General features: G+C 70.9%; 14 protein-coding genes. 8 read left to right on the top strand and 6 right to left on the bottom strand.

The annotated features are described in order from the left end of the window. Window positions 1-47 precede the first annotated feature (47 nt). Complete coding sequence (locus tag IH61_RS0110905) at window positions 48-719, bottom strand: DUF6230 family protein (protein WP_031068226.1); 672 nt, start codon at window positions 717-719, stop codon at window positions 48-50. Window positions 720-1,424: 705 nt separating this feature from the next. Then, the gene (locus tag IH61_RS0110900) at window positions 1,425-2,426 is read right to left on the bottom strand and encodes a tetratricopeptide repeat protein (RefSeq protein WP_031068223.1); all 1,002 of its coding nucleotides are present in this window, start codon (window positions 2,424-2,426) and stop codon (window positions 1,425-1,427) included. A 368-nt stretch (window positions 2,427-2,794) separates the two neighbouring features. Here IH61_RS0110900 and IH61_RS0110895 point away from each other — a divergent pair, with 368 nt between their 5' ends. Continuing rightward, a complete protein-coding gene (locus IH61_RS0110895) occupies window positions 2,795-3,445 on the top strand; it encodes a TetR/AcrR family transcriptional regulator (protein ID WP_031068221.1) in 651 nt (216 codons plus the stop codon). Window positions 3,446-3,679: 234 nt separating this feature from the next. Here IH61_RS0110895 and IH61_RS0110890 read toward each other — a convergent pair whose 3' ends face one another. The 3 genes from IH61_RS0110890 to IH61_RS0110880 all read right to left on the bottom strand — a co-directional run bounded on the left by IH61_RS0110890 (window position 3,680) and on the right by IH61_RS0110880 (window position 6,447). Then, window positions 3,680-5,365, bottom strand: coding sequence for an acyl-CoA mutase large subunit family protein (locus IH61_RS0110890; RefSeq protein WP_031068219.1), 1,686 nt, complete (start codon window positions 5,363-5,365; stop codon window positions 3,680-3,682). Between the two features lie 192 nt (window positions 5,366-5,557). Next, entirely contained in the window at window positions 5,558-5,890 is a 333-nt protein-coding gene (locus IH61_RS0110885) for a DUF3817 domain-containing protein (RefSeq protein ID WP_031068217.1), read from the bottom strand. Window positions 5,891-5,910: 20 nt separating this feature from the next. Next, window positions 5,911-6,447 (bottom strand): MarR family winged helix-turn-helix transcriptional regulator, encoded by a 537-nt coding sequence (locus IH61_RS0110880; protein WP_031068214.1) that lies wholly within the window; start codon window positions 6,445-6,447, stop codon window positions 5,911-5,913. Between the two features lie 501 nt (window positions 6,448-6,948). On the opposite strand from IH61_RS0110880, the gene IH61_RS0110875 reads away from it, so the two are divergent. Together IH61_RS0110875 and IH61_RS0110870 are read left to right on the top strand one after the other, a co-directional pair. Beyond that, window positions 6,949-8,532, top strand: a complete 1,584-nt coding sequence (locus IH61_RS0110875; RefSeq protein ID WP_031068211.1) for a M4 family metallopeptidase — start codon at window positions 6,949-6,951, stop codon at window positions 8,530-8,532. 316 nt (window positions 8,533-8,848) lie between these two features. Further along, entirely contained in the window at window positions 8,849-10,471 is a 1,623-nt protein-coding gene (locus IH61_RS0110870; RefSeq protein ID WP_031068210.1) for a M4 family metallopeptidase, read from the top strand. Between the two features lie 102 nt (window positions 10,472-10,573). On the opposite strand, the gene IH61_RS0110865 is transcribed toward IH61_RS0110870, so the two are convergent. Continuing rightward, window positions 10,574-10,885, bottom strand: coding sequence for a DUF3817 domain-containing protein (locus IH61_RS0110865; RefSeq protein WP_420713882.1), 312 nt, complete (start codon window positions 10,883-10,885; stop codon window positions 10,574-10,576). A 241-nt stretch (window positions 10,886-11,126) separates the two neighbouring features. On the opposite strand from IH61_RS0110865, the gene IH61_RS0110860 reads away from it, so the two are divergent. The 5 genes from IH61_RS0110860 to IH61_RS0110840 all read left to right on the top strand — a co-directional run bounded on the left by IH61_RS0110860 (window position 11,127) and on the right by IH61_RS0110840 (window position 14,742). Then, window positions 11,127-11,924: a DUF2127 domain-containing protein gene (locus IH61_RS0110860; protein WP_031068206.1), complete on the top strand. Its 798-nt coding sequence runs from the start codon at window positions 11,127-11,129 to the stop codon at window positions 11,922-11,924. An 83-nt stretch (window positions 11,925-12,007) separates the two neighbouring features. Then, window positions 12,008-12,646 (top strand): AIM24 family protein, encoded by a 639-nt coding sequence (locus tag IH61_RS0110855; RefSeq protein ID WP_031068203.1) that lies wholly within the window; start codon window positions 12,008-12,010, stop codon window positions 12,644-12,646. Next, entirely contained in the window at window positions 12,646-13,296 is a 651-nt protein-coding gene (locus IH61_RS0110850; RefSeq protein WP_031068201.1) for an AIM24 family protein, read from the top strand. Before IH61_RS0110855 ends, IH61_RS0110850 begins: the two co-directional genes overlap by 1 nt. Further along, window positions 13,296-14,186 (top strand): AIM24 family protein, encoded by an 891-nt coding sequence (locus tag IH61_RS0110845; RefSeq protein ID WP_078911002.1) that lies wholly within the window; start codon window positions 13,296-13,298, stop codon window positions 14,184-14,186. Before IH61_RS0110850 ends, IH61_RS0110845 begins: the two co-directional genes overlap by 1 nt. A 40-nt stretch (window positions 14,187-14,226) precedes the next feature. Then, the gene (locus IH61_RS0110840) at window positions 14,227-14,742 is read left to right on the top strand and encodes a MarR family winged helix-turn-helix transcriptional regulator (protein WP_078911001.1); all 516 of its coding nucleotides are present in this window, start codon (window positions 14,227-14,229) and stop codon (window positions 14,740-14,742) included. Window positions 14,743-15,082 lie beyond the last annotated feature (340 nt).

The following is a 15,082-nucleotide window of genomic DNA, read 5'->3' as shown; positions in this document are numbered from 1 at the left end:
CCGCGACGCAGGGCGCCGGGGCGTCGGGACGGGACGTCAGGCAGGACTCAGTAGCACTCGTTGCCCTTGCCGTCGCCGTTCTTGAGCGACAGGTTCAGGTTGCTGAGCTTGAACGAACCGGCGGAAGTGGCCCGCGCGGTCTGCTTGACGTCGTCCAGGCTGGCCGACTTGGCCGACTGGGCGAAGCCGGTCATGCCGGTCGGCAGGCCGGCGCCGCCACCCGCCTTGGTCACGCCCGGGTGGGGGTGCCAGCCCTGGGTGGCCTCACCCGGGAGGGTGGAGGCGTCCTGGCCGATGTTGAGCTCCTTGAAGGTCGCGTCGGCCTTCAGCTCCTCCAGGTCGATCAGGAGCTTCTCGGCCTCGACCGGCTTGGCCGGGTCGGTGCCGGCCTCCAGGCGGAGGGTGATCTTGCCCAGGCCGAACGCGGACAGGTCGGTCACGACCGACTGGCACAGGTTGCTGAGGGTGGCCTTGTCGAAAGCGGACACGGCGACCGGGTGCGGCTTGCCGCTGGCCTCGATGTCGACGGTGCCGAACTGCGAGAAGTTGGTGCCCTCCAGGTGCGTGGTGGTCACCTTGAACTGCTGGCCGGAGATGCTGAACGAGGCGGCGAGCGCACTGTTCGCGATCGAGACACCGACCATCGCGGTGGCCGCGACGCTGGGCACCATCACCAGGGCGAAGCGCTTCCAGCGGGTCTTGCCGTAGGTCTGGGACATGCGAGTCCTCCTTCTAGGACGTACATCTCCGGCCTCCCGGCGGCGCGTCCCGCACCGGTGGGAGCCTGGGATGGGAGAGAGCTACGTCCTCGGTAGCGGAGAGCGCCTTGGGCGTCGTCGGTCGCGGGAGCGGCCGGTGTACGGCGGCACTCCCGTCCCTCCGCCGACCGTCCGGATGGGACGGCGGGCTGGACCGGCGACAATTCGGCGATCACCCCCGAGCGACAACCAGCGACCGCGCAGGGGTGCGCGGCCGTGTCGAAGGACAGGAACCGCCGTGGGACCGCGGATACCCCCCTGCCCTCCCTACCGCCGACCGGAGCCGACGGAGCACCCGGTGGGGTTCCCCTCGCTCCTCGCGCCGACCGGCTGTCGGAGGGTGTGGAGTCTGGGGACCGGGCGTGGCCGATCGTGCTTGAATCCCCGGCGAAGCACAAGGGGTTGCTTACTGACGGGTAATGCAACATCCGGTGACGCCGCGCGCGAAATTGACGCCATTTGCACCCTGCGTGACATCCCACGGTCGGGCCGTGGACGAAATCCCCCGGAAACACCAGTGAAACACCCGTGGGCAGTCACTGAAAGTGACTACCCACGGGTGAAATCAAGATTTGGTAAACGTCTCGACGGCTGACCGGATTGTCGGCAAATCCCCCGACGACACCGCAGGTCACCCGCCGTGCCGTCCGACCGGCGGGAGTGCCGCTAGAACAGCACGCGCGCCAGCGCCGTCCGGGCCGCGACGACCCTCGGGTCCTCCGCGCCGATCACCTCGAACAGCTCCAGCAGCCGGACCCGGGCGGCATCCCGGTCCTCCCCGGCCGTCCGCCCGACGGTGTTCACCAGGCGCCCGAAGGCGTCCTCGACGTGACCGCCCACCAGGTCCAGGTCCGCCGCCCGGAGCTGGGCCTCAACGTCCTTCGGGTCGGCCGCGGCGTCCGCGCGGACGGCCTGCGGGTCCAACATCTCGACACGGCTGAGCAGTTCGGCCTGCGCCAGGCCCAGCTTCGCCTCGGTGTTGCCCGGCTGGTCGGCCAGCACGTTCTTGTACGCCTGGATGGCGCCGCCCAGGTCGCCCCGGTCCAGCGCGTCGTGCGCGGCGGCCAGCGCCGGGTCCTCCGGGCGCAGCGGCGCGGCGGCCGGGCCCTCACCGTCGGCGACGGGCGCGCCGGCCCCGCCGACGATGCCGAAGCGCTGCTCGGCGACCAGCAGCAGCTGGTCCAGCACCTTGCGGACGTTCGCGGCGCTCTCCGCGCCCTGGAACAGCGGGACCAGCTGGCCCGCGACCACGGCCATCACGGCCGGGATGCCCTGGATGCCGAACTGCTGGGAGATCAGCGGGTTGGCGTCCACGTCGATCTTGGCGAGCACGAAGCGGCCGGCGTACTCCTCGGCCAGGCCCTCCAGCACCGGGCTGAGCTGCTTGCAGGGGCCGCACCACTCGGCCCAGAAGTCGATGACGACCGGCACCTCGGTGGAGCGCTGGACGACCTCGGTCTCGAAGGTGTCCTCGGTGACGTCGACGACGAGCTCGTACGGGGCCTGCGCGGGGGCGCCCCCGGCCGCCTCCGCGGCGGCCGCCTGGCGGGCCCGATCGGCCCGGGCCTGCTCGGCCTTCTGGGCGGCCTCGCCGGCGGCCTTCACTGCGGCGAGGTCGACGGCACCGCGCAGGGCGGAGCTGTTGAGACGCGAATTCCGTGGCTGCATGGCACTATCCTCCCCCGTCCGCGCTGCTCGCGGGCACCAACCTCCGGAAGTTCGCCCCGCACGGGCTGTGCGGCGCGGATTCCGGGGCGCGGTGCCGTCCCCCCGGTAGCCTGAACCATTCGGCGCGGGTCCCCACCCGCGCCTGCGCCGCTCCCGTCCCACGGGTCGCGGCGCTCTGGTTGTCGTCAGCTTTCGCTACGACTCGTAGCGTAACTGGAGCCGGGGGCGTGACCGCAAGCCCCACCGGTGGTTCGAGGACGTGACGTGCCCCACTTTCCCGTCCCGCGCGCCTCCCCGAATCGGCGAACAGTCGCTACCGTTACCAGCCCCACCCAAGTTACCCATGAGTAAAGCGCAAGGAGGCCCCGGTGTCGGCCGCCCAGCCCCCCGAGAGCCCGGACAACTCCCGCCCCGAGGCCGCCTCCCGTGCCAAGGGCCGCCCGCGCAGCGCCGCCGCCGACCGCGCGATCCTCGACGCCACCCGCGAGGCCCTGGCCGAACTCGGCTGGGGCGGGCTCACCATGGGCCACGTCGCGACCCGCGCCAAGGTCGCCAAGACCACCCTCTACCGTCGCTGGCCGTCCAAGAACGAGCTGGTGGTCGACGCCGTCGCCAGCCTCTTCGACGAACTGGAGATGCCCGACCTCGGCAGCCTGCGCGCCGACATCGAGGCCGTCGTGGGCCAGTTCGCCGACCTGCTCGCCCGCCCGGAGACCCAGGCCGCCCTGCTCGCCCTGTTCGCCGAGGGCACCCGGGACCCCCAACTGCGCCGCCGCATCCGCGAGTCGATCGTCGACCCGCAGAAGCGCCTCGTCCGCCAGGGCCGCGCCGCCGCCCAGGCCCGCGGCGAACTCGCCTCCGACGCCGACCACACGACCGCCTGCGAGGAGGTCGACATCATCTTCGACACCATCGCCGGCACCGTCGAACACCGCGTCCTCGTCAGCGGCGAACCCATCACCCCCGCCTGGACCCGCCGCTTCACCGACCTCCTCCTCGGCCCCCTCGCCCTCGCCTGACCCCCGCCACCTTCGAGAGCCCCCACGGGCACGCGCAGATACTGCGGCCCGATCGCGCTTTCGGGTGGCCCGGCCGGTTCAGCCGGGCCACCCGAAGGAAAGCCAGGGCCGGCGAACCCAACAGGGACGGCGGTCAAAGAGGTGTGTGGGAAGTCGGCTGGGTCGACTTCCTGCGCACAGGCCGCTGCCCGCCCTGGTGGGGGCGGGCAGCGGCTGGAGGGCGTGGCTCGGGGGTCAGAACATCGCGTTCTCCTGGTAGGTGCCCCACTCGTCGCGGAGGGCGTGGCAGATCTCGCCGAGGGTGGCTTCGGCGCGGACGGCGTCGAGCATCGGGGGGATCATCGACTCGCCGGAGCGGGCGGCCGCGAGCATGGCGTCCAGGCCGGCGCGGACGGCGGCGTCGTCGCGGGCGGCCTTGCGCTCACGCAGGACACGGACCTGCTCGCGCTCGACCTCGTGGCTGACCCGCAGGATCTCCAGCTCGGGGGTGACGCTGCGCGGGTGGCAGTTGACGCCGACCACGCGCTTCTCGCCCTTCTCCAGCGCCGTCTGGTACTGGAAGGCCGCCTCGGCGATCTCCCCGGTGAACCAGCCCTCCTCGATGCCGCGCAGGATGCCGGAGGTGATCGGGCCGATCTCGTGGTCCTCGCGGCCCTTGTCCAGGATGCGCTGGAAGATCACCTCGGCCTGCTGCTCGATCCGGTCGGTCAGCGCCTCGACGTACCAGGAGCCGCCCAGCGGGTCGGCCACGTTGGTGACGCCGGTCTCCTCCATCAGCACCTGCTGGGTGCGCAGCGCGATCTCCGCGGCCTGCTCGGAGGGCAGCGCCAGGGTCTCGTCGAGGGCGTTGGTGTGCAGCGAGTTGGTGCCGCCGAGGACGGCGCTGAGCGCCTCCACGGCGGTGCGCACCACGTTGTTGTACGGCTGCTGCGCGGTGAGCGAGACGCCGGCGGTCTGGGTGTGGAAGCGCAGCCACTGCGCCTTGTCGGTCTTGGCGCCGAAGCGGTCGCGCATCCAGCGGGCCCAGATCCGGCGGGCGGCGCGGAACTTGGCGATCTCCTCGAAGAAGTCGAGGTGCGCGTCGAAGAAGAAGGACAGGCCGGGGGCGAAGACGTCCACGTCCAGGCCCCGGGACAGGCCCAGCTCCACGTAGGCGAAGCCGTCCGCGAGGGTGTAGGCCAGCTCCTGTGCGGCCGTGGCCCCGGCCTCGCGGATGTGGTAGCCGGAGACGGACAGCGGCTTGTAGGCGGGGATGCCCTGGGCGCAGTGCTCCATCAGGTCGCCGATGAGGCGCAGGTGCGGCTCGGGGGCGAAGAGCCACTCCTTCTGGGCGATGTACTCCTTGAAGATGTCCGTCTGCAGGGTGCCGTTGAGCACCCCCGGGTCGACGCCCTGGCGCTCGGCGGCGACGAGGTACATGCAGAAGATCGGGACGGCCGGGCCGCTGATCGTCATCGAGGTGGTGACCTCGCCGAGCGGGATGGAGTCGAACAGCACCTCCATGTCGGCGGCGGAGTCGATGGCGACGCCGCAGTGGCCGACCTCGCCGAGCGAGCGGGCGTCGTCCGAGTCGTAGCCCATCAGGGTCGGCATGTCGAAGGCGACGGAGAGGCCGCCGCCGCCCGCCTCCAGGATCATCTTGTAGCGCTCGTTGGTCTGCTGCGCGTTCCCGAAGCCGGCGAACTGGCGGATGGTCCACGTCCGGCCGCGGTAGCCGGTCGGGTGCAGACCGCGGGTGTACGGGTACTCGCCCGGCCAGCCGATCCGCTCGAAACCCTCGTACGGCTGCCCGGCGGGCGGGCCGTACACCGGCTCGACGTCGTCGCCGGACAGGGTGGTGAAGTCCGCGTCACGCTTGCGGGCCTTGTCGTACCGCTCCTGCCAGCGCCGACGTCCGCGCTCGATCTCCTCGGCGTCCATGCCAGAACTCCGCTCCGTGCGGCCGCCTCGGCACCGGGCGGCAAACAGTGATAGGACGTCCTACTAATTTACTCGGACGTCCTAGTAGTTGTCGACGGTCGTCTTGGAGGCGCGCCGGAGAACCCCTGGAAAACCGGGGAACGCCGAGGGCCCCACTCCCCCGGAGGGAGTGGGGCCCCGGAAGCCGGGCGATCAGGCGGAGACGGGCTCCGGAGCGACGATCAGCGGCGCCACCTCGCGGGACACCCTGCGCTCGACGAAGAAGGCGGCGGTCGGGACGACCCCGGCCAGCAGCACCCACACCAGCTTGCCGATCGGCCACTTCGCCTTGCTGCCCAGGTCGAAGGCGAAGGCCAGGTAGACCACGTACAGCCAGCCGTGCGCGAAGCCCACCGCGGTGGTGAATCCGGACGCGCCGTCGATACCGAGCACGTACTTGGCGATCACACCGGCGGTCAGCAGGACGAGGAGGACACCGGTGACATACGCCATGGCCCGGTAGCGGGTCAGCACACTCTGCTTCATGGCATCGAGGGTAGCCGCCTTCACGCGCGCTCCCCCTCAGCCCCCTCGTCCGGGTCGGCGAAGTCCCCGGCGGCGACCCGCAGCGGCCTGAGCAGCTCGAACACCTGGCGGCACTGCTCGGGGCCGTACTCCTCGAGCCCGAACTCCATCCCCATCAGCTCCCGGGTCGCCTCCTCGACGACCTCCCGGCCGCGCTCGGTGATCGAGGCGAGCACGCCCCGGCCGTCCAGCGGGTTGGGGCGGCGGGCGACGAGGCCCGCGCGCTCGAGGCGGTCGACGGTGTTGGTGACGCTGGTGGGGTGGACCATGAGCCGCTCGCCGATCTTGGAGAGCGACAGTTCGCCGGTGCGGCTGAAGGTGAGCAGCACCAGGGCCTCGTACCGGGCGAAGGTCAGCCCGTACGGCTTGAGCACCGCGTCGACCCGGGACAGCAGGATCTGGTGGGCGCGCATGATCGAGGTGATCGCCGCCATCGAGGGCACTCCGCCCCATCGGCGGGTCCACAGTTCGTCGGCGCGGGCGATCGGGTCGAAGTCGAGTGCGAGGGGCTTGGCCACCTCCTTACCGTACCGGCGCACGGTACGTGGGCTACCAGCCGTCCTGATGGTGGACAAGCGCGACGCGTGGCGGGATCCCGCCAATCGGGCGGCCAGGTCCATACCAGGACATTGCACCGGTGTGAACGCACGGCAACCCGGCCACCTCGCACGGGAGTTGCCGACCACCCGCTCGAACTGCCCTGTACCAGGCCGGGATTCGGCCGGTAACCCGCCGAACGGCCGGGGTGGTTCGCCCCGTTTCGTCCCCCTGTTCACATAACGCGTCGCTGGCGGGACTTGGCCAATCCATGAACAAGACCTGTCATTTGATTTGCTCGATTGTCATGCTTTCCGCCAACCCCGCCAGGCAGGCCACCACCCCCACCCACCGGTGGCCGGCCGTCCGGCCGCGCGGGGTCACTGCACGTCAGCGCCCGTCCCGCCCCTCAGGGGCCGAGCCCGGCTCCCCGGGACGAGGTGCGACCGCGCCCGACCGCGGTTTCCCGGAAGGACCCGTCAGTGAAGCGAAAGCTCGCAGCAGTCGCCGTACTCTCCGCCACCGCCCTGCTCACCGGCATCGTCCAGGCGGGCTCCGCCCAGGCCGGCCCCACCGGCGCCCCCTCCGACGCCGGCCAGCTCGCCAAGGCCCTCAAGCTCGGCGGCCAGGAGAAGCTCGTCGCCAAGGACGCCGTCGTGGACCGGGACGGCACCCGCCACCTGCGCTACGAGCGCACCTACGCGGGCCTGCCGGTGCTCGGCGGCGACCTGGTCGTCCACCAGAGCGTCACCGGCGCCGTGGAGTCCGTCGACAAGGCGGTCGGCGCCCAGCTGAGCCTGCCGAGCCTCACCCCGAAGATCCCGGCCGACCAGGCCGCCGCGCAGGCCACCGGCGCCGTGCAGGCCACCGTGGGCGTCGCCGCCGACAAGGACGAGTCCCCGATCAAGGCCGTGCACCAGACCGGCTCCGCCCAGCTGGTGATCTGGGCGAGCGACGGCAACCCGCGCCTGGCGTACCGCACGACGGTCGAGGGCGAGCGCGCCGACGGCACCCCGAGCAGCCAGCTGCTCGTCACCGACGCCGCGACCGGCCAGGTCCTCTCCACCCACGAGCAGGTGCAGACCGCGGCCGGCAGCGGCACCGGCGTCTTCGTCGGCACCGTCCCGCTGACCACCACCCAGACCAGCACCGGTTACTCGCTGCAGGACGCGAGCCGTGGCGGCCAGTCCACGCAGAACATGAAGAACACGACCCGCAAGGGCACGCTCTTCACCAAGTCCACCAACACCTGGGGCGACGGCACCGTCGCCAACGGCGAGTCCGCCGCCGTGGACGCGCAGTACGGCGCGGCGGCCACCTGGGACTTCTACAAGAACACCTTCGGCCGCAACGGCATCAGGAACGACGGCAAGGGCGCGCTCAGCCGCGTCCACTACGGCTCCAACTACGTCAACGCGTTCTGGAGCGACACCTGCTTCTGCATGTCCTACGGCGACGGCTCGGGCAACTCCGCCCCGCTCACCGAGATCGACGTGGCGGGCCACGAGATGACCCACGGCGTCACCGCCGCGACCGCCGCGCTCAACTACTCGGGCGAGTCCGGCGGCCTCAACGAGGCCACCTCGGACATCATGGGCACGATGGTCGAGTTCTCCGCCAACCTGCCCACCAACCCGCCGAACTACTGGATCGGCGAGCTGATCAACCTCAACGGCGACGGCACCCCGCTGCGCTACATGGACAAGCCCAGCAAGGACGGCGGCTCGGCCGACTCCTGGTCCCCCTCGGTCGGCAGCCTGGACGTGCACTACTCGTCCGGCGTGGCGAACCACTTCTTCTACCTGCTCTCCGAGGGCAGCGGCGCGAAGACCATCAACGGGTTCAGCTACAACAGCCCGACCTCCAACGGCTCCTCGATCGCCGGCATCGGCCGCGACAAGGCCGCGCAGATCTGGTACCGCGCGCTGACCGTCTACTTCACCTCCACCACCAACTACGCCGGGGCCCGCACCGGCACCCTCAAGGCCGCCTCCGACCTGTACGGCGCGAGCAGCGCCGAGTACGCGGCGGTGGCTGCGGCCTGGAGCGGCGTGAACGTCAACTGACGTACGGCTCACGGCAGTAGAGACGCCCGGGGTCCCCGTGGAGGGGAGGCCCCGGGCGTCCGCCCGTCCGGGCGACGTTCCGTTACTGACGATTCCTGGCCAATCCCGTTCGCGGTCTGTCCATTCCCGTCCTCGGTTGTCATGCTTATGACCACGCTCCCGTCCGACCTCCGCCGCCCCACCCACCGGCGGAGCGTCAGGCGCCGCACGGGAGGAGCACGTCCGCGCCCCACCGCCCCCAAGGGCGCCGACCGGCGCCCCGGTAGGCGGCGCACCCGCGCCCACACGCGGGCCTCATGGAAGGGAACCCCCCTACGTGAAGCGTCAGTTGACAGCCACCGCCGCGCTCACCGTCGCCGCCCTGCTGGCCGGCGTCGCCCAGGCCGCCGCCGTTCCCGTCGACCAGGCCCCGGCACCCGAGCAGCAGCAGTCCTCGCTGCTCGCGTCCGCAGACGGCCAGAGCAGCCGGATCGCCGGCGCGATCGGCCTCGACGGCCGGGAGAGCCTGGTCGTCAAGGACGTGGTGGCCGACCGCGACGGCACCCGGCACCTGCGCTACGAGCGCACCTACGCGGGCCTGCCGGTGATCGGCGGCGACCTCGTCGTCCACCAGCGCCCGGACGGCTCGGTCGGCTCCGTCGACCGCGCCTTCGCCGGCCGGCTGTCCCTGCCGACCCTCTCCCCCGGCCTGGCCGCCGACCACGCCTCCGAGCAGGCCCTCGCCGCCGTCCGGGCCACCATCGGCCTCTCCGACGACGAGGACGCGGCCGACCTCGTACGCGTCGACGGCGCCGGCGCGGCCCAGCTGGTCGTCTGGGCCGTGGACGGCTCCCCCCGCCTGGCCCACCGCACCACCGTCACGGGCGAGCGGGCGGACGGCACCCCGAGCAGCCAGCAGATCGTCACCGACGCCGCCACCGGCGCCGTGCTCTCCACCCACGAGGAGATACAGACGGCCGCCGGCACCGGCAAGGGCGTCAACGTCGGCACCGTCCCGCTCACCACCACGCAGAGCGGCTCCACGTACTCCCTCAAGGACGCCACCCGCGGCAACCAGTCCACCACCGACCTGAAGGGCGCCACCTCGGGCAGCGGCTCGCTCTTCACCTCGACCAGCAACAGCTGGGGCAACGGCCTGGCCTCCAACCGCCAGTCCGCCGCCGTGGACGCCCAGTACGGCGCGGGCGCCACCTGGGACTACTACAAGAAGACCTTCAACCGCAGCGGCATCAAGAACAACGGGGTCGGCGCCGCCAGCCGCGTCCACTACGGCGCAAGCTACGTCAACGCGTTCTGGAACGACTCCTGCTTCTGCATGACGTACGGGGACGGCTCCGGCAACAACAACCCGCTCACCGCCATCGACGTCTCCGGCCACGAGATGACCCACGGCGTCACCTCCGCCACCGCGGGCCTCAACTACTCCGGCGAGTCCGGCGGCCTCAACGAGGCCACCTCGGACATCTTCGGCACGATGGTGGAGTGGTACGCCAACCTGCCGGCCAACCCGCCGAACTACTGGATCGGCGAGAAGATCAACCTGTTCGGCAACGGCAAGCCGCTGCGCTACCAGGACAAGCCCAGCAAGGACGGCAAGTCCGCGGACTCCTGGTACTCGGGCGTCGGCAACCTCGACGTCCACTACTCCTCGGGCGTCGCCAACCACTTCTTCTACCTGCTGGCCGAAGGCAGTGGTGCGAAGAGCATCAACGGGTACAACTACGACAGCCCGACCTCCAACGGCTCGAAGGTGACCGGCATCGGCCGGGACAAGGCCGCGGCGATCTGGTACCGCGCGCTGACCGTCTACTTCACCTCCACCACCAACTACAAGGCCGCCCGCACCGGCACCCTCAAGGCCGCGAGCGACCTGTACGGCGCCACCAGCACCGAGTACAAGGCGGTCGCCGCCGCCTGGAGCGGCGTCAACGTCAACTGACTCCCCTCATGAGCCACTTCCGGTGAAAAACGGCGGCAGGCTGCCGCGGCCCTTTGGGAGAGGAGGCCGTGGCAGCCTGTCGACCGTGCGTTTCGGGGGCGCTCAGGCGGTGGCGGGCTCCAGCTCGCCGCGCTCCTCCTGGCCCAGGGTCTTCTCGGCGAAGAAACCGCCGAAGGGCAGCACCGAGAGGACGAACAGCAGGATGCCGCGCTTGGGCTCCCACTTCTGCGTCTGCCACGCCTGGATCCAGAACACCACGTACAGGATGAACAGGATCCCGTGGACCATGCCCATCACCGGGACGGCGTCGAAGGAGGTCGTCCGCTTCAGCACCGAGCAGGTGAGCAGCAGGATGAACGAGATCCCCTCGGGGACGGAGACCAGGCGCAGGCGGTGGACGGCGCTGCTGTTCACGATGGATACCTCACTGCGGGGGGTCGGTGATCACTTGTGAACCGACTCACAAGCTCCGGGTCATTATCACCGAGCACATGTCCGAACCCCCGGCCGGGGTGGGCCCACGTGCCCGATGTCACAGACCTGCGCCAGAAGCCCCGCTGGCGCAGCGCCCCGTCACCCGCAGCCCCTATCCTGCTGCCCGCGCGCCCACCGATCCGGGCGTCCACGAGGCAACGCACACGGGGGTAGCCACCAGATGTTCAAGAGGGACTGGGACCGCAGGACCTGCGCCAAGCGCGGCCACATCACGTACCGGCCCGCCGAGCCCGAACTCGCCGCCCGGCTGCACGCCGCCACCGCCCTCGGCGACGCCTGGCGCTGCCTGCGCTGCGGCGACTTCGCCCTCGGCAACCCGCACGGCTCCGGCCCCGCCGAGAACGCCCCGCTGGTGCCGCGCGGCAAGGCCCTGCGCGACCTGTTCATCCTGCGGTTCCTGGCGGTCGAGCGGGTGATCCGCGGCATCGTGATCATCCTGATCGCCTGGGGCGTGTGGAAGTTCTCCAACAGCCAGGACGCGGTGCACCGGGTCTTCGACGAGAACCTCACGGTCTTCAAGCCCGTCACCGAGCACTTCCACTGGGACCTCGACCACGCGCCGATCGTCGAGACGGTCCGCAAGACCTTCGACTACAAGAAGAGCACCCTGCTGATCGTCGCCGGCGCGCTGGTGGCGTACGCGCTGGTCGAGATCGTCGAGGCGGTCGGCCTCTGGCTGAACAAGCGCTGGGCCGAGTACCTGACGGTCGTCGCCACCGCCGCCTTCCTGCCGCTCGAGGGCTACGAGCTGAGCCACCACGTCAGCCCGCTCAAGATCTGCACGCTGCTGCTGAACATCGCCGCCGTGCTCTGGATCATGCTCTCCAAGCGCCTGTTCGGCCTGCGCGGCGGCGTGGTGGCCTTCGAGGCGGAGCGCCACTCGGCCTCCCTCCTGGAGGTCGAGGAGGCGGCGGGCACCGTCCCCCGCCCCGGCCACGGCGCACACGCCCGTACCTGAACCCCCGGCCCGAACCCCCGGCCCGAACCCCCTGGGGGCATGCCCCCTCCCCGTGCCGCGGCCGCTGCCGCTAGATTGCGGCCGTGGCACAGTTCAGACTCCAGGGATCGCGGGTACTCGCGGTCGAGTTGGCGGGCGACGCGGTCAAGGCCCGGCACGGCTCGATGGTCGCGTACACCGGGCAGATGACCTTCAAGAAGATGACCGGCGGCGGGGACGGCCTGCGCGGGGTCGTCACCCGCCGGCTGACCGGCGAGAAGATGACGGTCATGGAGGTGAAGGGGCAGGGCACCTGCTACTTCGCCGACCGGGCCACCGAGATCAACCTGGTGCGGCTGACCGGCGAGGCGCTGTACGTCGAGGCGGACAACCTTCTCTGCACGGAGGCCGGTCTGCACACCGGCACCAGCTTCACCGGGCTGAACGGCATGTCCTCGGGCAACGGCCTGTTCACCACCAAGGTCGAGGGCCACGGCTGGGCCGCCCTCACCTCCAACGGGCCCGCCGTCATCCTGCGCGTCGGCCGGGACATGCCGCTGCGGGTCGACCCGGGCGCGTACGTCGCCCACACCGGCAACCTCCACCGCGCGCTGAAGTCCGGCGCGGGCTGGACGACGGTGATAGGCGAGGGCGGCGGCGAGGCCGTCCAGGTCGAGTTCACCGGCGAGGGCCTGGTGTACGTCCAGCCCTCGGAGAAGACCACCCTCGGGGGCGACGTCTGATGGCCTTCACCCGGATCAACGGCAAGATGATCGAGGCCCACGTCCAGCCCGGTCAGCGGCTGTTCAGTCAGCGCGGCGCGATGCTCGCGTACACCGGGGACGTCCGCTTCACGCCGAACATCACCGGCGGGCAGGGCGGCGTGATGTCGATGATCGGACGCCGGGTCGCCAACGAGGACACCCCGCTGATGACCGTCGAGGGCCAGGGCCGGGTGATGTTCGGCCACGGCGGCCACCACGTGCACGTCATCGACCTGGCGGGCGACACCCTGTTCGTCGAGGCCGACCGGCTGCTCGCCTTCGAGGGCACGCTGCGCCAGTCCACCGTGTTCCTGGGCTCCCAGGGCGGGGTGATGGGCATGGTGCGCGGCCAGGTGAGCGGGCAGGGCCTGTTCACCACCCGGTTGGAGGGCCACGGCTCGGCCGCGGTGCTGGCCCACGGCGGCGTCTTCGAACTGCCCATCCTCCCCGGGCAGTCGGTGCACGTCGACCCCCAGGCGTACGTGGGCCACCGCGGCGACGTCCGCAACAAGCTGTCCACCGCGATCGGATGGCGCGAGATGGTCGGTCGGGGGTCGGGTGAGGCGTTCCAGCTCGAACTGTCCGGCCAGGGAACGGTGTTCGTCCAGGCGAGCGAGGAGAAGCTCTGATGTCGTCCTACCCGCCACCGCCACCGCCGCCGTCGTCCCCGTACCACGACCAGCCGACGCAGCCCGGCTTCGTCGTCCCGCCCGTGCCGCCGAAGCCCGCCGGGCAGCCGTACGCCGCCCAGGTCGAGGCCCCGGCGGTCCACGACGCGTACTCGCTCCCCGTCAACGACAACGTCAGCCCGTACGCCTTCTCGGTGGAACTCGACGGCTCCTACTTCCTCCAGAAGGGCAAGATGATCGCCTACTACGGCGACATCACCTTCCGGGGCGTCGGCGCCGGGATGATCGACCGGATGCTCGGGATGCACTTCAACTCCCCGATGCACGCGGCGGACTGGGTGGTCGCCCAGGGGCGGGGCAAGCTGCTGCTCGCCGACCGCTCCTTCGACCTCAACTCCTACGACCTGGACGACGGCAACCTCACCGTCCGCTCCGGCAACCTGCTCGCCTTCGACCCGACGCTGCGGCTGAAGCAGTCGATCATCCCCGGCTTCCTGACCCTGCTGGGCACCGGCCGCTTCGTCGCCGCCTCCAACGGGCCGGTGCACTTCGTCGAGCCGCCGATCCGGGTGGACCCTCAGGCCCTGGTCGGCTGGGCGGACTGCCCCGCGCCGTGCCACCACTACGACCACGAGTACCTCCACGGGGTGGTCGGGGGCCTGCGCCGGCTCACCGGCATCGGCGGGGCCTCCGGCGAGGAGCACCAGTTCGAGTTCATCGGCGCCGGCCAGGTGCTGCTGCAGTCCAGCGAGCAGCTGATGGCGGAACGGGCGGTCGGCGTGGTCGAGAACGAGGCGGGCGTCCCGACGGGCTCTGCGCACGCGGGTTCCGTGCCCGCCCAACCGGGGCTCGGTAACCTTGGCGAACTCGGGCGTCGTTTCGGCCTGTAAACTTGTACAATATTTAACTAAATCGGGTATGGTGGACGCCATGGATACGCACACGACCGACACCGCCGACACTCCTCCGGCCAAACCCGAGGAGGAGACTCCCTGGCTGACCGCCGGGGAGCAGCGGATGTGGCGCGCCCATCTGGAGGTCGCCAAGCTGCTGGAGTACCAGCTCAGCCGTGAGCTCCAGCCCCACAACCTGGCGATCAACGACTACGAGATCCTCGTCGTCCTCTCCGAGGCCCCCGACCACCGGATGCGGATGACCGACCTCGCGACCGCCACCCTGCAGTCCAAGAGCCGCCTCTCCCACCAGATCACCCGCATGGAGAACGCCGGCCTCGTCCTGCGCCAGGACTGTCCCGGCGACCGCCGCGGCCTCTACGCCCACCTCACCGAACAGGGCTGGGAGACCATGCAGCGCGTCGCCCCCGACCATGTCCGCAGCGTCCGCGCCCACTACATCGACCGCTTCACCCCGGCCCAACTCGAAGCCATGTACGAAGCCCTCGCCCCCATCGCCACCCACCTCCGCAACCTCCGCGGCCGCTCCTGACCCTGCGCAGGAAGTCGGCGGGGCCGACTTCCTGCGCAGGACCCGGGACGCCCCCGGCGCCGGCTGCCTTCCGCCCCGCCGCGATCACATCGCGGCGGGGCGGAACACATACCGGAGACCGACCCAGGAAACCTGGGAGACCAGCAGCCCGGCATCTGAAGACGCTGGGCCGCCCGAACACCAGATCTCCCCACCCACCCGCCCCAAGCACAACAACCTTCGGGTGGCCCGGCCAGGCCACCCGTAAGAGCTCCAACACCCTTGGCAAGCGATTCGGGCGGGCCCGAGGGCAAGCACTCGGGCCCGCCCGAACAAACGGCTGCCCCGCCCGCCCGCCGGG

Origin of the sequence: Streptomyces sp. NRRL WC-3742, from assembly GCF_000720635.1 — a bacterium.
In the GTDB taxonomy this organism is placed as follows: domain Bacteria; phylum Actinomycetota; class Actinomycetes; order Streptomycetales; family Streptomycetaceae; genus Kitasatospora.
This window is presented reverse-complemented; position numbering and strand designations above follow the sequence as displayed.